20 protein-coding genes are annotated in these 19,054 nt (G+C 62.8%); 15 read left to right on the top strand and 5 right to left on the bottom strand.

Translation table 11 applies throughout. The features are described from left to right. Positions 1–903 carry an SDR family oxidoreductase gene (locus AC1RUR_RS03805; protein ID WP_492841438.1) on the bottom strand — a complete coding sequence of 301 codons (903 nt, stop codon included), beginning with the start codon at positions 901–903 and terminating at the stop codon, positions 1–3. A gap of 40 nt (positions 904–943) precedes the next feature. Beyond that, positions 944–2,134, bottom strand: coding sequence for an ABC transporter substrate-binding protein (locus AC1RUR_RS03800; protein WP_492841606.1), 1,191 nt, complete (start codon positions 2,132–2,134; stop codon positions 944–946). A gap of 245 nt (positions 2,135–2,379) precedes the next feature. Here AC1RUR_RS03800 and AC1RUR_RS03795 point away from each other — a divergent pair, with 245 nt between their 5' ends. Then, complete coding sequence (locus tag AC1RUR_RS03795; RefSeq protein ID WP_492841436.1) at positions 2,380–3,234, top strand: MaoC/PaaZ C-terminal domain-containing protein; 855 nt, start codon at positions 2,380–2,382, stop codon at positions 3,232–3,234. Position 3,235: 1 nt separating this feature from the next. Here AC1RUR_RS03795 and AC1RUR_RS03790 read toward each other — a convergent pair whose 3' ends face one another. The 3 genes from AC1RUR_RS03790 to AC1RUR_RS03780 form a co-directional block, all read right to left on the bottom strand. After that, entirely contained in the window at positions 3,236–4,210 is a 975-nt protein-coding gene (locus tag AC1RUR_RS03790; protein ID WP_492841434.1) for a Bug family tripartite tricarboxylate transporter substrate binding protein, read from the bottom strand. A 172-nt stretch (positions 4,211–4,382) separates the two neighbouring features. After that, entirely contained in the window at positions 4,383–4,781 is a 399-nt protein-coding gene (locus AC1RUR_RS03785) for a hypothetical protein (protein ID WP_492841432.1), read from the bottom strand. A 93-nt stretch (positions 4,782–4,874) separates the two neighbouring features. After that, the gene (locus AC1RUR_RS03780; RefSeq protein ID WP_492841430.1) at positions 4,875–5,858 is read right to left on the bottom strand and encodes an amidohydrolase family protein; all 984 of its coding nucleotides are present in this window, start codon (positions 5,856–5,858) and stop codon (positions 4,875–4,877) included. A gap of 173 nt (positions 5,859–6,031) precedes the next feature. On the opposite strand from AC1RUR_RS03780, the gene AC1RUR_RS03775 reads away from it, so the two are divergent. From AC1RUR_RS03775 to AC1RUR_RS03710, 14 genes are all read left to right on the top strand, one after another. Continuing rightward, on the top strand, positions 6,032–7,009 hold the full coding sequence (locus tag AC1RUR_RS03775) for an NAD(P)/FAD-dependent oxidoreductase (RefSeq protein WP_492841428.1): 978 nt from the start codon (positions 6,032–6,034) through the stop codon (positions 7,007–7,009). After that, complete coding sequence (locus tag AC1RUR_RS03770) at positions 6,951–7,250, top strand: oxidoreductase C-terminal domain-containing protein (protein ID WP_492841426.1); 300 nt, start codon at positions 6,951–6,953, stop codon at positions 7,248–7,250. Before AC1RUR_RS03775 ends, AC1RUR_RS03770 begins: the two co-directional genes overlap by 59 nt. A 22-nt stretch (positions 7,251–7,272) precedes the next feature. Beyond that, positions 7,273–8,544, top strand: a complete 1,272-nt coding sequence (locus tag AC1RUR_RS03765; RefSeq protein WP_492841424.1) for an aromatic ring-hydroxylating oxygenase subunit alpha — start codon at positions 7,273–7,275, stop codon at positions 8,542–8,544. 14 nt (positions 8,545–8,558) lie between these two features. Next, complete coding sequence (locus tag AC1RUR_RS03760; protein WP_492841422.1) at positions 8,559–9,044, top strand: aromatic-ring-hydroxylating dioxygenase subunit beta; 486 nt, start codon at positions 8,559–8,561, stop codon at positions 9,042–9,044. A 12-nt stretch (positions 9,045–9,056) separates the two neighbouring features. Then, positions 9,057–9,818, top strand: coding sequence for an SDR family oxidoreductase (locus AC1RUR_RS03755; protein WP_492841420.1), 762 nt, complete (start codon positions 9,057–9,059; stop codon positions 9,816–9,818). Positions 9,819–9,827: 9 nt separating this feature from the next. After that, positions 9,828–10,142 (top strand): non-heme iron oxygenase ferredoxin subunit, encoded by a 315-nt coding sequence (locus AC1RUR_RS03750; RefSeq protein ID WP_492841418.1) that lies wholly within the window; start codon positions 9,828–9,830, stop codon positions 10,140–10,142. A 1-nt stretch (position 10,143) separates the two neighbouring features. Further along, complete coding sequence (locus AC1RUR_RS03745) at positions 10,144–10,827, top strand: TetR/AcrR family transcriptional regulator (RefSeq protein ID WP_492841416.1); 684 nt, start codon at positions 10,144–10,146, stop codon at positions 10,825–10,827. Continuing rightward, positions 10,824–11,732: a VOC family protein gene (locus AC1RUR_RS03740; RefSeq protein WP_492841414.1), complete on the top strand. Its 909-nt coding sequence runs from the start codon at positions 10,824–10,826 to the stop codon at positions 11,730–11,732. The genes AC1RUR_RS03745 and AC1RUR_RS03740 overlap by 4 nt, the downstream gene beginning before the upstream one ends. Then, positions 11,729–12,589, top strand: coding sequence for a VOC family protein (locus tag AC1RUR_RS03735; RefSeq protein ID WP_492841412.1), 861 nt, complete (start codon positions 11,729–11,731; stop codon positions 12,587–12,589). Before AC1RUR_RS03740 ends, AC1RUR_RS03735 begins: the two co-directional genes overlap by 4 nt. 46 nt (positions 12,590–12,635) lie before the next feature. Beyond that, on the top strand, positions 12,636–13,415 hold the full coding sequence (locus AC1RUR_RS03730; protein WP_492841410.1) for an SDR family oxidoreductase: 780 nt from the start codon (positions 12,636–12,638) through the stop codon (positions 13,413–13,415). Between the two features lie 1,237 nt (positions 13,416–14,652). Beyond that, entirely contained in the window at positions 14,653–15,420 is a 768-nt protein-coding gene (gene cnbZ / locus AC1RUR_RS03725) for a 2-amino-5-chloromuconate deaminase CnbZ (RefSeq protein ID WP_492841408.1), read from the top strand. 113 nt (positions 15,421–15,533) lie between these two features. Next, positions 15,534–16,475 (top strand): ABC transporter permease, encoded by a 942-nt coding sequence (locus AC1RUR_RS03720; protein WP_492841406.1) that lies wholly within the window; start codon positions 15,534–15,536, stop codon positions 16,473–16,475. A 12-nt stretch (positions 16,476–16,487) separates the two neighbouring features. After that, a complete protein-coding gene (locus AC1RUR_RS03715; RefSeq protein ID WP_492841404.1) occupies positions 16,488–17,375 on the top strand; it encodes an ABC transporter permease in 888 nt (295 codons plus the stop codon). Then, positions 17,372–19,039: an ABC transporter ATP-binding protein gene (locus tag AC1RUR_RS03710; RefSeq protein WP_492841403.1), complete on the top strand. Its 1,668-nt coding sequence runs from the start codon at positions 17,372–17,374 to the stop codon at positions 19,037–19,039. Before AC1RUR_RS03715 ends, AC1RUR_RS03710 begins: the two co-directional genes overlap by 4 nt. The last annotated feature ends 15 nt before the right edge of the window (positions 19,040–19,054 follow it).

Raw genomic sequence — 19,054 nt, 5'->3', positions numbered from 1 at the left:
TCATGAGACGATATCGCGTCCCCAGATGTCGGCGTTGGGGCGAGCTTTCCGCACCAATTCCATGACTTGAGGGCCGAGCTCGTTGGGATCGTCGACCGGATCGATTCCCGGGCCTGCATGCCAACCTTCGGCAACCTTGAGAATCCCGTCGCCGGCCTCGAATACGCGGCCGGTCACGTCTTGTGACTCCTCACTGGCGAGCCAGACCACGATCGGGGCGACCCAACGCGGGTTGCGTCGCTTGAGCTCCTCCTCGGTGCGCTCTCTCAGTCCCTCAGTCATCCGCGTCTGCGCCCGCGGCGCGATCGCGTTGGCCGTGATGCCATACTGCCGAAGCTCCGTGGCGCTGATGATGGTAAAAGCAGCGATGCCCGCCTTGGCGGCTCCGTAGTTGCTCTGGCCGACATTGCCGAACAACCCGGAAGCCGACGAGGTGTTGATCAGGCGGGCGCTGACCGGCGCACCGCGCGTCTTGGCCTCCTGCCGCCAGTATTGCGCGGCATGGTGCGACGGCGCGAAGGTGCCCTTGAGATGCACCTTGATCACCGCGTCCCACTCAACCTCGGTCATGTTGACCATCATGCGGTCACGCAGGATGCCGGCGTTGTTGATCAAGACGTCGAGTCGGCCAAATGTATTGATCGCGTCATCGATCAGCGCCTTGGCGCCGGCCCAGTCGCTGACATCATTGCCGTTCACGATGGCTTCGCCACCATTGCGCTTGATGTCGTCGACGACCTGCTGCGCCGGTGAAAGATCGGCGCCCTCTCCCGCAGCCGTGCTGCCGAGATCGTTGACGACCACCTTGGCGCCCTGCTCCGCCAGCATCAGCGCGTATTCGCGCCCGAGCCCGCGGCCGCCTCCCGTGACGATCGCGACCCGTCCGGCACATAGTCGTCCCATTTCTCGTCTCCTCTCTAGTTCTTGTCTCTAGTTCTTGTCTCTAATTCTTGGCGTCGCCGCTCATGACGTCGCCGAACAAATGCCAATTTGTCCCTTCGAAGCGCATCAACTGCCATTGCTTGACCGGCGCGAAATCGCCCGGCGAGGTGTTGAGGCGGATACCAGGAAGTAGCATCCCCAATTCAACGTCCTTCAGATTGGCGGCATGCCGCATCACGCTTTCTCGCGTGAGATCGTCGCCACATTGCCTCAGGAGATAAACCAGTGCCTGCGCCGTGTTGTAACCGTTCACGATCAGCGTGTCGCTGCGATCGGCGGCGGGAAAATAGCCGTCCAGGAATCCGCTGAGATCCCTGAGGCCGGAATCGTCCCTCCAAATGGGATCATTTGGATCCTTGAAATAGGCCGCCGAGATCAAACCCTGCGCGTTCTCGAATCCTGCGGGCTTGATCACGCTGCCGATCGAGGCCGAAACGTAGCTCAAGAAGTGCAGCGGCTTCCAGCCGAGCTCCGACACTTTCTTGATCGCCTGCGCTCCAAATTTCGGCGTCGCAATGTCGAACAATACGTCGGCGCCGGTCGATCGCAGCTTGACGAGATGCGAGTCGATGGTTGGCTCCGACACGTCGAACGCCTCTTCCGCCACGATCATTGACGCGGCCTTGTCGCCGAGACCCCGCTTGATCCCCTTGAGATAATCTTTCCCGAAGTCGTCGTTCTGGAACAGGATCGCGATCTTCGCGCCGGGACGCTGCTCCAGCACGAATTTGGCGTAGATGAAGCCTTCGGCTTCGTAGCTCGGGGTGAATCCCATCGTCCATGGAAAATTCTGCGGATCGTTCCACTTGGCCGCCCCGCTCGATACGAAGAGCTGCGGCACTTTCCTGGCGTTGAGATATTTTTGTACGGCCGAGTTGGCCGCGGTGCCCATCGCGTTGAAAACCAGCAGAACCTCGTCGCTCTCGACCAGCCGCCGCGTCTGCTCGACCGTCTTGGGCGGCGAATAGGCATCGTCATAGGACAGGAAGACGATGCGCCGGCCATTGATGCCGCCTTCCGCATTGATCTTGCGGAAGTAGGCCTCCTCGGTCTTGGCGACCATGCTGAAGGCAGAGGCCGGACCGCTATAAGGCGACGTGTTGCCGATCCTGATCTCGGTGTCACTGACGCCCGGGCCGTATTTCCTCTCGCCGGCGACAGCTTGTGCCGCAAGCACGACGGCCAGGATCAGCGTGGTGGCCCACGCAGCGCCGCCGCCGCTCCTGAAGACAGTCCATCCAGGCGACTTTCTTTCGCAAAGGCCCGATCGGCCAGCGCAGCAAACCACGGCGTCACTCCCCGTCGGCACATCCGGCGCCGACCGCTTCCATGTCGTACACTTGTGTACTATATGATAGAATATCTTTGCAACCGCCATTGGCGCGATCGTGAACGGTCGCCCCGGCATGCGTGATGAGCCCGGTTAGGGAGGACGCCTTGAACCTTGAAGCCGTCAGGAATTTCCGTTTTGAACCCGTCACGCACAGTTATTCTCGCCGTGACACGATGCTGTACGCGCTGGGGCTCGGATATGGCTCCGAACCGCTCGACCAGGTGCAGCTTGATTTCGTGTACGAGCGCGACCTGCACGTAGTCCCTTCGATGTGCTGCGTGCTGGCGCATCCCGGCTTCTGGGCCAAGCGGCCGGAGCTCGGCATCGATTGGCTGAAATTGCTGCATGGCGAGCAGAGCTTCGAGATCCATTATCCAATTCCGCCGGAAGGAACTGTCACAGCCAGCTACGAGATCGCAGCGGTGGCGGACAAGGGCGCCGGCAAAGGCGCCATTCTTCACCTCGTCAAGACGCTCAACGACGCTATCGCAGGCGTGAAGCTGGCAACCATCCGCAGCGTGCTGTTCCTGCGTGGAGACGGCGGCCGCGGCAGCTTCGGCAGTGTTCCGACCGAGGCCAGCGCCCTGCCCGAACAAGCGCCCTCGCAGACCCTGGACATCGCCACGCTGCCGCAAAGCGCGCTGATCTACCGGCTGAGCGGTGACTACAATCCGATTCACGCTGATCCCGAGGCCGCCGCGAAGGCCGGCTTTGAACGACCGATCCTGCACGGCCTGTGCACGCTCGGCATCGCGACGCGCGCCGTCCTCGCAACACTGCTGAATGGCAGGCCCGATCGTCTCAGAGCGCTGTCGGTCCGCTTCAGCCGTCCGGTATTTCCAGGCGAGACGGTCCGCACCGAGTTCTTCACCATCGGCGGCCAGATCCGTTTCCGCTCCCGGGTGGTCGAACGCGATGTCGTCGTGCTTGATCGCGGTACGATAGCCTTGGGCGATTGAGTTATTTCTTCTCGATCTTCGCAATCTCGACGATTTCGGCCCAACGCCGAGTGTTGGCATCCTCGAACTTTCCGAGTTCGTCCGGGCCGACCGGAAACGGCTTGGCGCCGATGGACTCCAGATAGGCCGCAGTGTCCTTGTTGTTGACGAAGCCGAGCACGACCTGACCGAGTTTTACCACGACATCAGAGGGCGTCCCCGACCGCACAAAGACTCCGACCCAGGCGCTCAGCTCCGCCCCGGACAGGCCGGTCTGTGCCAGAGTCGGGATATCAGGCAGGCCCGCCAGCCGCTCGCTGCTCGTCACCGCAAGCACCCGCAACCGGCCGTCCTGGATCAGCCCCTGCGCACTGGCGGGATCGGCGAACACGCAATCGACCTCGCCCGCCAGCACATCCGTCAGCGCCTGCGGCATGCCACGGTACGGGACATGCTGCATCTCGATGCCGGCGCGGGAACGAAACAGTTCTGCGGCACCACGGCTCGACGTGTTGCCACTGCCGAACGACAGCGGCCTTTGCCGCGACTTCGCCAGAGCGATGAATTCAGCAACGGTCTTTGCCGGGAATTCCGGCTTCACGGCCAGCATCATCGGAATGGTCATGATCCCGGCCACCGGCGCAAAGTCCGCCTTGGGATCGTAGGGCATCGCGTTGAACAGGTTGATATTGGCCGCCTGGGTCGAGTTCGTGGTGACGAAGACGGTGTAGCCGTCGGCCTCCGCCTTCAAAACCGCGAGCGCAGCAAGATTGCCGTCAGCGCCCGGCTTGTTCTCGACCAGAACCGTCATGCCCGTCTCGATGCGAATGCTTTCGGCCAGGCGCCGCGTCACCGCATCCGTCGCGCTGCCCGCGGGGAACGGCACGATCAGGTTGATGCGGCGCGACGGGTAGGATTCCGCCGACGCCTGCCGCCAATGCGCCGTTCCGGTCAATGCGGCAACAAGCCATATCGCGATTGCAATGCGAAGCCGCATGAATACTCCTGGAGTCCGAGATGCCCAACGTTTCCACGCTGCGGTCCGGCGCGAACCGCAGTCCCGATTTGTTCTGATCGTACTCTACTTTACTATTACTGAGAACATTCGTTTGCAGGCTCAGCGCCGGCGTCCCGGTGCGCCGCGTCGCAGACGATCTCTGAGGAGCGATCTACCCGCACGGTTCCGACTCGCCGCTGGTCCGGCTCAGCTCGACACGATCGATCTGCGCAAAACGTCCGTCATCGATCTCAAGGTCCGCCGCAAAATGCATGGGATCAGCATGGCCAGAGATCACGTTCGGGAAATGCCAGCTAGCGCGGCCCAAGATTTCCTCTCCGGCAAGCACCGCGATCTTCAGCGGATGTCGTGCGCCTACGCCACGCGCGCTCTGGTAGCCGTCGGCGATGCAGTAGAGCTCGAGCCGCACCTTGTTCTCCGCCAGGCGCTGAAGCGACAGCTCGATCTCGCAAAATCCAAAGGCTGGATCATCTTGTGAGCCCTCGGCGTAGAAATAGAACGCGCCGATCTTGCCGTGTGAGCACGGGCCGAGCTTGCGGTCCTTCGGCACCTGCGGATCCGGCCGCGCCGGCGTGCGCGGCGGCAACGGCCCGAGCGAGCAGAACTGGCGATAGGAATAACAGCTTCCCAATGGTCCCTCCCGTTAGCCCTGGCCGAACCCGAACAGCAGCCTTGCATTGGCGCAGAGTGCTTCACGCCCTACAGCCAAGGCCTGCTCGGCGAACTGCGCAGGCCTGTCCTGCTTGATCGTGAACGGATAGTCCGAGCCGACGACCAGCCGGTCGTTGCCGACCTTGTCGGCCAGGTATCGCAGCGCCGGTCCGTCATACAGGATCGTGTCGTAATAAAAGGATCGAGCGATCTCCGCGGGATCGCGCGCAAACAGAGTCTGCAGCGGCGGCCCCATATCATAGGCATGGCGTAATCGCGGCAGCAGCCAGGACAACGCCCCGCCGCCATGGCTGAGCAGTATCCGCAGTTTCGGAAAACGCTCGAGCACGCCATGAGTCATGAGCGACACGGCGGCGAAGGCCGTCTCCAGCGGGAATGCCGCTACGGCCGCAAGCTCCGGACGGCCGCCTATCCGATCCAGTCCGAGCGGATGCAGCGGATGGATCATGACCACCAACCCGGCCTGCTCGGCGGCTGCATAGACGTCGTTCAGGCGCGTGTCGCCGAGCGCCATACCATTGATGTGCGTTCCGATCTCGAAACCGCGCAGGCCGAGTGACTTGATGCTGTCGATGCCACGCACCGCAAGCGCCACATCCTGCATAGGCACCATCCCGATCCCGATGAAGTGTCGGGGATGATCGGCGCAGAGCGCCGCGATACCCTCATTCACGTAGCGACACAGCGCGTCGGCATCGTCAGGCGGAAACCAATGCGACAGCAGTTCCGGCATCGGCGAGACGACCTGCACGTCGACATCGTCAACCGCCATGTCATCAAGCCGACGGCGCGCATCCCAGCTGCGGGAATCGATCATCCGAAACACCTTGCCGCCGACCATGACTGCTGCGGATGTGTCCTTGAGCTCGACCGACGGCCAGAGCGGATTGCGACCCGACTCCGCCGGGATGTCCCGCGGAACGAAATGGGTATGAGTGTCGATCGCTTCGACCAAGACGTTTCCTCGACGTTTTTTTTGCGGCGCACGCGCCGACAAACCAAGCCCGAGCGTCGCACCAACTTACAAGCAGGTTGGACTGTTTTTATTTCCTATGCAATCCCGTATTCGTATGCTAGTGCACGATCTAACAAGATGCCGTCGATAACGCATCCGGGAGCGAAGCGAACGTGGCGCGAACGATCGAGAACATCGTGATCGCAGGAGCCGGCCAGGCCGGCGCGCGTGCCGCGGAAGCGCTGCGGGCGCGGGGCTTCAAAGGCGCCATCACGATGATCGGCGACGAGCCCCACCCTCCCTACGAACGGCCGCAGCTGTCCAAGGCCATGTTGCTATCCTCCGATGCGCCACTCGCCTATATCAAGCAGCCGCGCGACTGGAACGAAGCGCTGGGCGTGCGTCTCGAGACGGGCGCGGCAGCCGTCGATTGCGACGCGGACCGCCGTGTCGTTTCCACCGCCGACGGCCGTAGCTTTGCTTTCGACCGGCTTCTGCTCGCGACCGGCACCCGTCCGCGACGGCTCGCCGCGCTGGATGGCGGCCCGCTCGACGTCCAGTATCTTCGCAACGTCGAGGATGCATTGCGTTTTCGCCGTCATATCGCGACCCGCTCACGCATTGTCATCGTCGGCGGCGGCGTTGTCGGGCTGGAAGCAGCTTGCGCGGCAGCCAAGAGCGGTTGCCTCGTTACGGTGATCGAAAGCGAGACGCGGCTACTCGCCCGCGCGTTCCCTGCCGCGGTCAGCGATCTCGTCGCCGACAGGCATCGCAGTCATGGTGTTCATTTCGTGTTCGGCACAACGGTAACCGGCGCCACGCCTCGTTCCGTTCAGCTGAGCAATCAGACGGAGATTGGTGCCGACCTGGTCTTGGTTGGTATCGGAGTGAGGCCGTCGGATGATCTCGCCGCTCGGCTCGGCGTACCCAGCGCAGACGGCATTGCGGTCGACACCTACGGCCGCACCGCTGTTTCAGACGTCTTCTGTGCCGGCGACGCCGCCCTGCAATGGAGCCGATGCCATGGCCGGGCGATCCGGGTCGAGACCCTGGGCAAATGCACAGAACCAGGCCATTGCAGTGGCGGCCAACATGATCGGCGAGATCAGCGCGTACAACGACCCGCCATGGTTCTGGACCGACCAGTATGACCTCAACATCCAGGTCGTCGGCGACATGCGTGATGCCGACCACGTCGCGCGCGGCGATCCGGATGGCGCAAAGTTCTCGATCATCGCCATGCGCGGCACCGAACTCGTCGGCGCGCTCTCGGTCAACTCGACCAAGGACATGGCCATGCTGCGGCGGATCATCGCCGCCAACGCCAAGCCGTCGCGCGGCGATCTGGAGTCGCCGGGTTACGACCTCCGGGCCGCGTTGAGATCACAATGAGAATTTCGAGGGAGGGAGTGCAATGAACGCGTTCGAACGCATGAACACCGCGCTCATGGTCGACGAGACCAAGCAAATCTTCAGGGTCTCGCGGCAAGCGTTTGTCGATTCCGACATCCTCGAGGCCGAGCGCGCGCGCATCTTCGAAAAGTGCTGGCTCTATCTCGGCCACGCCTCCGAGCTGCCCAAGCCCGGAGATTTCGTCACCCGGCAGGTCGGCGGCCGCAGCATCCTGTTCGCGCGCGATGCAAAAGGGACGTTGCGCGCCATGTTCAACACCTGTCCGCATCGCGGCGCTCAGGTCTGCCGCGAGAAGCACGGCAATGCAAAATCCTTCCAGTGCTTCTATCACGGCTGGGTGTTTGGCCTCGACGGTGCGCTGCGCAGCCAGCCGGGCGAGGCTTCCTATGCACCGGATTTCAAGGAGCGCAGCACCTCGAACATGCAGCAGGTGCCGCGATTCGAGACTTTTCGCGACTTCGGCTTCGTCTGCTTCGACAAAAATGCCGAGTCCCTCGACAGCTACCTCGGCCCGGTGAAGGACTATCTCGACATCATCGCCGATCAGGCCGAGATGGGTATGACTATCGTCGGCGGCACGCAGGAATATTCCATGCGCGCCAACTGGAAGCTGCTCACCGAGAACTCGATCGACGGCTATCACGCGCTCACCACGCATGCGACCTACTTCGATTACCTGAAGGCCACCAATGGCGGGCTGGCGCCGGTGCCGCTGGAAGGCGCCGCGCGCGATCTCGGCAAGGGACATGCTGTACTGGAATACAAGGCACCGTGGGGACGCCCCGTCGCACAATGGGTTCCGATGTGGGGCGACGACGGCAAGCGCGAGATCGACCGGCTTTACCAGGGCCTGGTCGCGCGATTCGGCGAAGAGCGCGCCAAGCGGATCGCGCTCTACAATCGCAACCTGTTCGTCTTCCCCAACCTCGTGGTCAACGACATCATGGCCGTGACCATCCGCACCTATTATCCGCAGGCGCCCGATTTCATGACGGTCAGCGCCTGGGCGCTGGCGCCCAAGGAGGAGACCGATTGGGCACGCAAATACCGCCTGTTCAACTTTCTGGAATTCCTGGGCCCCGGGGGCTTCGCGACCCCCGATGATATCGAGGCGCTCGAACAATGCCAGCGCGGTTTCCGCAACGCCACCGAGGCGCAATGGAACGACATCTCCAAGGGCATGGGTAAGGAAACGCCGGCGTACGACGACGAGCTGCAGATGCGGGCGTTCTGGTCGAACTGGAACAAGCACGTCTTCGCGGCATCGGCGTGAGGCAGGAGGCACAGATGCAGAATATCTCGCGTGCCGATGTCGAGGACTTCCTGTTCGCCGAGGCCGAGCTACTCGACGAATGGCGGCTGCCTGAATGGCTTGAGCTGTTCACGGACGACGCGAACTACTACGTGCCATCGACCGACGTTCCCGCCGATTCCTCGCCCGACAAGAACTTGTTCTACGTCGCCGACGATCGCTTCCGCCTCAGCGAGCGCGTCAAGCGGCTGATGAAGCGCACCGCGCATGCCGAATTCCCGCACTCCCGCACCCGACATCTCATCAGCAATGTGCGAATTCGCGGCCGTAGCGACACTGAACTGGAAGTCGCTGCGGCCTTCATCACCTACCGCACCAAGGATGGCGTCACCGACACCTATTTCGGCAGCACCCGCTATCGGCTAGTTGCCAAAAACGGCCGACTGCGGATCAAGGAGAAACGCTGCTTGCTTGATAGCGAAGGCCTGCGCACGCAGGGTCGCGTCAGCATCATCCTGTAGGAAACGCCGATCGTGGACAAGAAACTCAGGAATAATATCGCGGTGGTCACCGGAGCCGCAAAGGGCATCGGCCTTGCGATTGCGGAGCGATTGGCGAAGGACGGAGCCAAGCTGGTCCTCGCCGACCTTGACGAGACCGGGCTGAAACAGGCCGCCGCGCATCTTACCAGCCAATTCGACGCGGAGGTTGCGACGCAGGCCGGTGATCTCTCTGAACAGGGCGTCGCCGAAATGACCATCAAGTTGGCCTCCGAACGGTTCGGTCGCCTCGATATCCTCATCAACAATGCTGGCGGCGGCATCATCAAGCCGTTCGCGGAACACACGCCGGAGACGCTCAAGACCACGATCGACCGCAATTTGTGGACCGTGCTGTGGTGCTCCTGGTACGCGGTGCCTGTGATGCGCAAGCAGGGCTATGGCCGCATCGTCCATCTCGGCGCCGATTCGGTGCGCAACGGGTTGTGGGATCATGCCGCCTACAACGCCGCCAAAGGCGGCGTGCATGGTCTCACCACCGGAATGGCGCGCGAGTTCGCCAAGGATGGCATCACCGTGAACACGGTGGCTCCCTGCGCGGTGAACACGCCACAAATGGTTGCGATCACCAAGAGCGACCCAGCGCTTGCCGCGAAATTCGTCAGCGTTATCCCCATGGGCCGTCCGGCCGAGATGGAGGAAGTCGCCTCGATGGTCTCCTATCTCGCCTCCGCCGAAGCGTCGTTCGTGACCGGCCAGGTCATCAGCGTCAACGGCGGCAGCACCATGCTCTAGGTCTAGCTCATGGCTGAAACGATCATTCTTTGCACTGCCGACGAAGTCGTCGAGGGTGAGATCAAGCAGGCGCCCCTGCCAGACGGCACCAATGTCGCGCTCTATCGCGTGGCCGGCACCATCTACGCCACGGCCGACATGTGCACGCACGGCGAGGCGTCGCTAGCGGAGGAAGGCATCATCAGCGGCAAGATCGTGGAGTGCACCTTCCACTTCGGAACGTTCGACGTCACCACCGGCGAGCCTACCGGCATGCCTTGTGAAATCGCCTTGAAGACCTATCCGGTCACGGTCGTTGACGGCAACGTCCAGATTGAGGTCTGACATGCCGCCCCTCCCCAACCGCTCGCCTTCCCCGCTCAAATCCGCGCGCCGATCGCTGGCGCCGCCACGCCGGCGCACCCAGGCAGAGCGGACAGCCGAGACCCGGCTGCGGATCCTGAAGGCAGCAGCCAATCTGATCCGGCGTCGCGGCTACGCGCGATTTCGCACCGCTGAAGTTGCCGCCGAGGCCGGCGTCTCTCGCGGCGCCCAGCTGCATCACTTCCCGACCAAGGATTCGCTCGTCGTCGCCACGCTCGAATATGTCTTCGAGCAGGCGCAGATCCTCAGCCGCCGCCGCGCGGCCGCCGTCAATCGCCCGCGCGACCTGATCGAGGCCGTGATCGAGGATGCCAAGGAGTTCTTCTTCAGCCAGCATTTCATGGTCGCGATCGATATCGTGCTTTCGACCTCCACCGACCAGGCGGTGCGTAAGAAGATCCTCGACATCTCGCGGAAGGCGCGCCGTCCGGTCGAGGCCGCCTGGGCGGAGGCGCTGGCCGCAAGCAACGTTCCCCCCGCGGTCGCGGCCGACGTCGTGGCGCTCACCCTCGGTGTCGTCCGCGGCATGGCGCTGCGCACGCTCTGGGACAACGATCCGAAATGGTTTGAGCATCTGTTCGAGCTCTGGCGGCAGATGATCAAGGTCTTCCTCGAATCCAAACAAAATCGGAGCCGGCTGCGATGAGCAATCCAGCCCCAAGCCGAAGCACGCCGCTCATCACATCGGTCTGCTACGTCCGCCACACCATCAGCGAGCCGCAGGCCTGTGCGCGCTTCGTCTCCGAGATCTTCGGCCTCCAGCAGGTTGCCGGCCACGACGACGAGCTGGCCTTCCGCTCGGACGATCGCTTCCGCACCGTGAGCCTGAGCCACAATCAGCACGACGGCGCCAGCATCGGCATCGAGGTCTGGGATGACGCCGCGCTGCAAGTGATCGGCGAGCGGCTGCGCGCGCAGGACTTTGCCGTGAGGCCGGCAAGCCTGGACGAATGCAGGCGGCGATATGTGCAGTCGGCCCTGCTTGCGGACGACGCCTCCGGCAATCGCATTGATCTCGTCACCCGTCCCACCCGCAGCGGCCGGCGCTATTTTCCGCCGCGCGATGCCGGCATCGTCCAGTTCCAGGGAATTGGCCTGCGCAGCACCGAACATGTCCGCGACCTCACGTTCTGGCGCCTGCTCGGCGCAGAGGTCACTGACTGGGTCGGCGATATCGCCTACCTCGGCATCGATCATCTGCATCATCGCATCGCGCTCTATCCGTCGCCGCAAAACGGCCTGCTCTACGCCGCCTTCGAGGTCGAAGCGCTCGATCAGATCATGCAGAACAGCTATTTCATGCAGGACAACCAGGTGAGGATCGTGCAAGGGCCCGGCCGCCAGTCGGCCTCGCACCAGGTCTTCCTGCATGTCGAAGGCCCCGACGGGTTGATCCTGTCCTATGTCAACGGCATGGCCGAGATCGGCGACAAGCCGCGGCCGGCCCGGCAATTTCCGCTTCACGCCACCTCGCTCTGCAACTGGGGCAGCGAAAGCAAGAACGTTCCCGAGCTCGGCGCGCCCGCATCATCGAACAGGAGCAACGCATGATCCAGTTGAAGGACGTGAGCTATGTCCGCCTCGGTTCGCCCGACCTAGAGCAAGCCGAACATTTTGCCACCGCCTGCCTCGGCCTCCAGGTCGCCGAGCGCGGCGACAAGGCTCTCTATCTGCGATCCGACGAACGCGCACACACCCTGTGCTATTCGGAAGGCGATCCGCGCGACCAGACCGTCGGTTTCGAGGTGGAAGACGAAGCCAGCTTGCAGGATGCGGCCACGACGCTCGAATCGCTCGGCCATCCCGTCCATGCCGGCACCGCGCAGGAAGCCGGGCAGCGCAAGGTCAAGGCCTTCATCGGGTTCCGCGACCCAACCGGCAATCATATCGAGCTGGTGGTTCGCCCCGAGCGAAGCGGGCGGCGCTATTTCGCCAGCCGCGACGCCGGCATCACCGGCTTCAGCCATATCGGCCTCAATTCGACCGATCCCGCGCGCGATGAGCGGTTCTGGACGCAAGTGTGCAATGCGCGTGTCAGCGACCGCATCGGCGACATCCCGCTGATGCGCGTGAGTGCAATTCATCACACTATCGCGCTGGTGCGCGCGCCCCAGGCCGGTATCCAGCACATCAACCACCAGGTCGAGAGCAATGACGACGTGCTGCGCTCCTACTACTTCTTGAACGAGAAGCGCGTGCCGATTGTGTTCGGTCCGGGCCGTCATCCGACTTCCGGCGCGCGCTTCCTCTATTTCAGGGGACCGGACGGCATGATCTTCGAATATTCGGTCGGCGTCGATGAGATCGAGGATGAAGCGACGCACCGGCAGCGGCAATTCGGCTTCGAGCCGACCAGCTTCTGCATGTGGGGCTCCAAGCCCGCCGGCATGACGCTGCCGAGCAAATAAGCGCAATCGAACAGCCGCGAGCAGCGGGCAGACCTCACGAGGGACTATGGATCTGGGATTGAGAGGCCGCAGGGCCATCGTGTGCGCCGCTAGCCAGGGTTTGGGCAAGGCTTCCGCCATGGCCCTGGCGCGTGAAGGCGTCGAGCTCGTCATCGTGGCACGGCGGCGCGACGTGCTCGAGAGCGCCGCCGATGATATTGCGCAGGCCAGCGGCCATCGCCCCGGGATCGTCCTGGCTGACGTCACGACCAGCGACGGCCGCGAGGCCATTCTCGCCGCCTGCCCCGATCCCGACATTCTCGTCAACAATGCCGGCGGACCGCCGCCCGGCGATTTCAGGAATTTCGGGCGCGACGACTGGATCAAGGCGATCGACGGCAACATGCTGGCGCCGATCGCACTCATTAAGGCCACGGTCGACGGCATGATCGCGCGCAAATTCGGTCGTATCGTCAACATCACCTCCCACGCCGTGAAGGCACCGGTCGCGATGCTCGCGCTGTCGAATGGCGCCCGTACCGGCCTGACCGGCTTCGCCGCGGGCCTGGCGCGCTCCATTGCCGAGCACAATGTGACCCTCAACAATCTCCTTCCCGGCACGTTCGATACCGATCGTTTGAAGTCCAACCTCGCGGCGCTCGCCAAGAACTCATCGCGCGGCGTGACTGAAGTGACCGAGGAGGTCAGAGCCAGCAATCCGTCCAGGCGCTTCGGCCATCCGGACGAGTTCGGCGCCACCTGCGCTTTCCTCTGCTCGGCATATGCCGGCTACATCACCGGGCAAAACATCCTGATCGACGGGGGCGCCTATCCCGGTACGTTTTGATCCCTCTCAGCACCAGAATAGCGACGGGCTCTTGTCCCTCATCCTGGTGAGTGTCGGAATCGGCTCTGATGGCACGACCTCGGCGGTCAGCGCGTCCAAGCTCGCGGCTTTCGGTCGGCCCGACCGTAAGGCCACGGTCGCATCCACATCGATACGACGCTGATCACTTGGGATCGCACAATTTCGGCTTCTCTAAACGGAGACGGGGCAGAACAGATCGCCCGTTTTGCTCGCCCTAGTATCCCATTCTACGACAAGCACGCCCTCGACCTGCAGCATCTGATCTAAGCGCTCTATCGGAGGGGTAAGGCCAGAGAAGCGAGGAAAAGTCGTGGAGCAAGCCGGCCATGCCGGGTCAGACCGCAAAAACGTCGTACGACACCAGACTTCTTCGATCGAGGAAAGAAAAAGGCCCTTGCGGGCCAGCCTCTTGAGGGTGGTGGGCGCATCAGGGCTCGAACCTGGGACCCGCTGATTAAGAGTTCAAAACCGGCGCCTCTCTACGATTTCTGAATCTGCGCCACACTACGATGAAGCACGCTTTGATAGGGCTCATGCGGGTCGCGGCCAAGGAAGCGGTCGAGCAGAGTTCGTGGTTATGCTCGGCGACCTGGCTGATCCGACGGGCACTGCCTCGGCTGCTCGGAACGCCGATACCGTGGTCCAGGCGGCCTCGCTGAAGGATCAGCAGGCGGCGCTTTGGTCGAACCCCGGCTCGAGCGATGCTCGAAGCACTGCGCGGAACGGGACACGCTCCCTTACGCTGGTGGCAGCCACGTCCATGAAAATAAAGGCGATAGCACCGCAGCACGCGCGCGGCCGATTGTACCTTGTACCTTCGCCGATCATCGATTTCGCCGCGGTTCGCAATCTATTCTTTGAGCTCGCCGGAGACCTCGATGCCACTACGGCACGACCTTGCTCTTGGAGTTGCTCGGACGCGAGAACGAGCATCCTCCCGAACGAGGAGACCGTTGACACCCCAGTTTGAGTCTGCTTTTATATACCATATGGTCGGTATATAAATGGCGGCTGCAGCTGCCCTTTGTTTGCAACTTCGTGAAGCTAGTGACGTCACATACGCCGACGCCAACAAACGTCTACGCGCCCATTCTTGGTGACATGGAGCCGGCGATGGTCGGCAGAAAGCCGCCTCGAATTCGTGAAGTCCTGCCGCCGTTTTCTGGCGTCGGGAACAATCGCCTTCCTGTCGTGCCACTACCGATGAGAGCCTGATATGTCCTCTGCCGTTAAGACCCTCAACGATCGCGGATATCGTTACATTCCGCATGCCTTTCAGTACTCATCGGGTGTCCAGGCTCTTCCCGGCTTTCGCATCCATCGAATCTGCTTTGCCAGGCTGCTTCCGATGTCCGAGGGCTTTGCCTGGATCGAGAATTACCTGAAATCGAAGAAGCTGCCTCTGACGTCCTTCGTGGCCTGCGAGCTTCGCTCTGCCCTCCCGTTCAGTCCGGACGGATTCGTTGAGTTCAACAAGATCTATGCTGACACGCTGCGGAGCTGGGGCATCTTCGTTGGAGATGACAATCCGATCGCCCGCAGCAATGTCTGTCCAGAAATTGATCCGCCGGCGGAATCCTGCTTTTACGCCTTCAGTTATGTCGCTCCGGATGCCGCCGGTGACGGCAAAAATCCCTCATTCGTGATTTCCGGCGGGGCCGAGACGATCGCTGGAAAAAGCACCATGGAGGAGTCCGTCGTCGCGTTTCGCGATACATCTGCGGCCGGCATGCGCAAAAAGGCCGAGCGCACGTTCTCGGAAATCACCGATCGGCTCGCATCACTCGGTCTTTCCTGGTCCGATACGACCGCGGCCCGCGCCTACACGGTGTTCGACTTCTCCTCCGCCTTCATGGACCTGATCGTCCGCGCCGGAGCCGCCAGAAACGGGCTGAACTGGTGTCCGTGCCGGCCCCCGGTGAAGGACGTGGATTTCGAAATGGATTGCCGGGGGCTGGCCGATGAGATGACGGTCATCCCGTAGCCCGCCATCGGTCGCCCGGCGCCGGAGGACCGGCGCGGCGCACCTCGCAGCATCTCACGCACAGGCCGGTCGATCCGTCAGCCGGCCGTTGATCGATGGACCGGAGCGCCACGATGTCTTGGTATCTGTTGCGCCGTATCGTCGCCACCATACCGGTGATGTGCGTCGTGGCGATCTTCGTATTCCTGCTGCTACGGTTGACACCCGGCGACCCGGCCGCGATCCTTGCCGGCGACAACGCGACGCCGGAACAACTGGCGCATATCCGTGCCTCGCTCGGACTGAATGAACCAATCTATATCCAGTTCACACACTGGGTTGAGCAGCTTCTGTCGGGCGATCTCGGCGTATCGCTGATTTCCCGCGTTCCCGTGCTGCGGATGATCGGTCAACGGATCGAGCCGACCATGTCGGTCGCGCTGTCCACGATCGTGCTGTCCGTCTTGGTCGCGGTGCCCCTCGGTGTGGTCGCCGCGTGGAGGCACGGCACCTGGATCGATCGCTTCGTGATGGCCCTTTCGGTCCTGGGCTTTTCGGCGCCGGCGTTCGTGCTCGGCTATGTGCTGATCGAGATATTTTCGATCGATTTGCGCTGGTTGCCGGTCCAGGGTTTCAGGAGCCTTGCCGACGGAGCCGGCCCGTTCGTCCAGCGGATCGTGCTGCCGACGATAACTCTGTCCTTCATCTATGTCGCGTTGATCGCCCGGATGACGCGCGCTGCGATGCTCGACGTGCTCGGTGAAGACTTCGTCCGCACCGCTCGCGCCAAGGGAATTGGCGAGACCCGAGTGCTATTGGCGCACGCCCTCCGCAACGCTGCCGTCCCCGTCATTACCGTCATCGGCTCCGGCTTCGCACTTCTGATCTCCGGCGTCGTCGTCACCGAGAGCGTGTTCAACCTGCCCGGCATCGGGCGTCTCACCGTCGACGCGGTGCTTGCGCGCGATTATCCGGTCATCCAAGGGATGATCCTTCTGACCTCCTTTATCTATCTTGCTGTCAATCTGATGATCGACCTCGCCTATTCTCTGCTCGATCCTCGCATCCGTTATTGAGGTCTGTCGTCAATGGCGATCGTCACGCACACGGAACAGTCGATCCCGCTCATAACGCGTCTGAGCGGGCGGTTCGGCGTTCTCACCTCGACCCCTATCATTCTAATCGCGGCAATCTGTCTGGCAGCTATCGTGCTGCTCTCCCTTTTTGCACCGTGGATCGCGCCGCATGATCCGATGTTGCTGGCGCCTGCACAGCGTCTCAAGCCGCCAAGTGCGCAATTTCTTCTCGGGACGGACGCGATGGGACGTGACTTGCTGTCACGCACCATCTACGGCGGCCGCGTTTCGCTGCTGGTCGGAATTGGCTCAGCGATTATCTCCACCGTGATCGGTCTCGTGATCGGCCTCGTCTCAGGGTTCTTCAAGTGGGTCGATGCCGTAATGATGCGCGTCATGGACGGCCTGATGGCGATCCCGTCGATTTTGCTGGCGATCGCGGTCGTCTCCCTGTCCGGTGCCACCGTGACGACCGTGCTGATCGCCATCACGATCCCGGAGGTTCCGCGGGTCGCGCGCCTCGTGCGCGCCGTCGTACTGTCGGCGAGAGAAGAGCCGTATGTCGAAGCCGCGATATCGCTTGGCTCGTCGCTGCCCAAGATCATGTGGAGGCATCTGTTGCCGAGCACGGTCGCGCCCTTGATCGTCCAGGGCACCTTTGTCTGCGCCGCGGCAATCCTGACCGAGGCGATCTTGTCCTTTCTCGGCGCCGGCATCAATCCGGAAACCCCGACCTGGGGCAACATCATGGCCGAAGGACGGGCATACTTCCAGATCAAGCCGTCGCTGATCTTTTGGCCGGGCCTGCTGCTGTCGATCGCGATCCTCTCGATCAACCTGATCGGGGACGCCGCGCGCGACGCTTTCGATCCGCGCATGAAGCAGCGAGAAGGCAGATGACGGACACCATACTCGACATCGATAACCTCGTTGTCGCGCTCGGCAAGACCAGAAAGACTGCGGGTCCCCGAATCATCGACGGCATCTCGATCAAGGTCGCCAGGGGTGAGACGCTCTGTGTGGTCGGCGAAAGCGGTTCCGGCAAGTCCGTGACCTCGCTGGCTACGATGGGCTTGCTGCCGAAGCAAACGCTGCAGCCGATCGGCGGAAGCGTGCGGCTGGTCGGCGAGGAGCTCCTCGCCGCCACCGAGCGCCGGCTGCGGCAGCTGCGTGCCAGCACCATGGCGATGATCTTTCAAGAGCCGATGACCGCGCTCAACCCGGTGGTGCCGGTCGGCAAGCAGATCGACGAGGTGCTGCGCTCGCATACCTTGCTGGATGCCCGCGCCCGCCGCAGGCGCATCCTGGATATGATGGACCAGGTGCATCTGCCCGACGTCGAGCGCATCTTCCGATCCTACCCGCACCGGCTCTCCGGCGGCCAGCGCCAGCGCATCATGATCGCGATGGCGCTGGTGCTCGAACCCAAACTCCTGATCGCCGACGAGCCCACCACCGCGCTCGACGTCACCACGCAGAAGCAGATCCTGGGCCTGATCCGCGAGCTGCAGCGCAGCCACGGCACGGCGGTGTTGTTCATCACCCATGACATGGGCGTCGTGGCCGAGATCGCAGACCGCGTCGCCGTGATGCGCCAGGGTCGCCTGGTCGAGACCGGTACGCTGGAAGCAATCCTGCGTCGGCCGACGATGGACTATACGCGCAATCTGCTCGCCGCCGTGCCGAGCTTGGTTCCGCGGCCACCCCGGCCCGAGACCAGGGAGCCAGTGGTGCTGGAGGCCAACGAACTCGGTAAGGTCTATCGCGAGCGGTCGATGTTCGGCAAAGCCCGCGAGGTCGCGGCTGCCCAGAAGGTCAGCCTCTCGCTGCGCAAGGGGCGCACACTCGGCATCGTTGGCGAAAGCGGTTCCGGCAAGTCGACGGTGGCGCGCTGTATCGTCCGCCTGATCGACCCGACCTCGGGCGGCGTGCGCCTGGCCGGCCACGAAATCTCGTTCCTGACGCGCCGGCTACTGCAGCCGCATCGCAAGCGGATCCAGATCGTGTTCCAGGATCCCTATCGTTCGCTCAATCCGCGGCTGCCGGTCGGCGAGAGCATCGCGGAAGGACCGATCAATTACGGCGCGCCGCGCGCCCAGGCAATGGCGCGCGCCCGGGAGCTGCTGGAACTGGTCGGACTATCCGCTGATTCCATCTCGCGCTTCCCGCACCAGTTCTCGGGCGGCCAACGCCAGCGCGTCGCCATCGCACGGGCGCTCGCGCTCGATCCGGAGGTGCTGGTTGCCGACGAGGCGGTGTCGGCACTCGACGTCTCCGTGCAGGCGCAGGTTCTGGACCTGCTCGACGTGATCCAGCAGCGTCTGGGCATCGCGATCCTGTTCATCACCCACGATCTGCGGGTCGCCGCGCAGATCTGCGACGACGTCGTGGTTATGCAGAAGGGCCGGATCGTCGAGCAAGGCGGGGCCGGCGACGTCCTGACCAATCCGAAAGAACCTTACACCCGCGCGCTGCTGGAAGCGGCGCCAGGTCGCAATTGGGATTTCGCCAACTTCCGCGCGGTGGGACAGCCGTCGCTCGCGGCAGTTTCGTCACTTTCCTAACCCAGGAGTCGATCG

Source organism: Bradyrhizobium sp. GW821-FHT12B03 (genome assembly GCF_058807535.1).
The sequence above is the reverse complement of the archived record's forward strand: the minus strand, read 5'-3'. Positions and strand labels throughout refer to the sequence as shown.

Coding starts and splice junctions, on each gene's coding strand:
- AC1RUR_RS03805 (WP_492841438.1), bottom strand. CDS start 903: ATGGGACGACTATGTGCCGGACGGGTCGCGATCGTCACGGGAGGCGGC.
- AC1RUR_RS03790 (WP_492841434.1), bottom strand. CDS start 4,210: ATGCGGCTTCGCATTGCAATCGCGATATGGCTTGTTGCCGCATTGACC.
- AC1RUR_RS03770 (WP_492841426.1), top strand. CDS start 6,951: ATGATCGGCGAGATCAGCGCGTACAACGACCCGCCATGGTTCTGGACC.
- AC1RUR_RS03765 (WP_492841424.1), top strand. CDS start 7,273: ATGAACGCGTTCGAACGCATGAACACCGCGCTCATGGTCGACGAGACC.
- AC1RUR_RS03760 (WP_492841422.1), top strand. CDS start 8,559: ATGCAGAATATCTCGCGTGCCGATGTCGAGGACTTCCTGTTCGCCGAG.
- AC1RUR_RS03750 (WP_492841418.1), top strand. CDS start 9,828: ATGGCTGAAACGATCATTCTTTGCACTGCCGACGAAGTCGTCGAGGGT.
- AC1RUR_RS03745 (WP_492841416.1), top strand. CDS start 10,144: ATGCCGCCCCTCCCCAACCGCTCGCCTTCCCCGCTCAAATCCGCGCGC.
- AC1RUR_RS03740 (WP_492841414.1), top strand. CDS start 10,824: ATGAGCAATCCAGCCCCAAGCCGAAGCACGCCGCTCATCACATCGGTC.
- AC1RUR_RS03735 (WP_492841412.1), top strand. CDS start 11,729: ATGATCCAGTTGAAGGACGTGAGCTATGTCCGCCTCGGTTCGCCCGAC.
- AC1RUR_RS03730 (WP_492841410.1), top strand. CDS start 12,636: ATGGATCTGGGATTGAGAGGCCGCAGGGCCATCGTGTGCGCCGCTAGC.
- cnbZ (WP_492841408.1), top strand. CDS start 14,653: ATGTCCTCTGCCGTTAAGACCCTCAACGATCGCGGATATCGTTACATT.
- AC1RUR_RS03720 (WP_492841406.1), top strand. CDS start 15,534: ATGTCTTGGTATCTGTTGCGCCGTATCGTCGCCACCATACCGGTGATG.
- AC1RUR_RS03715 (WP_492841404.1), top strand. CDS start 16,488: ATGGCGATCGTCACGCACACGGAACAGTCGATCCCGCTCATAACGCGT.
- AC1RUR_RS03710 (WP_492841403.1), top strand. CDS start 17,372: ATGACGGACACCATACTCGACATCGATAACCTCGTTGTCGCGCTCGGC.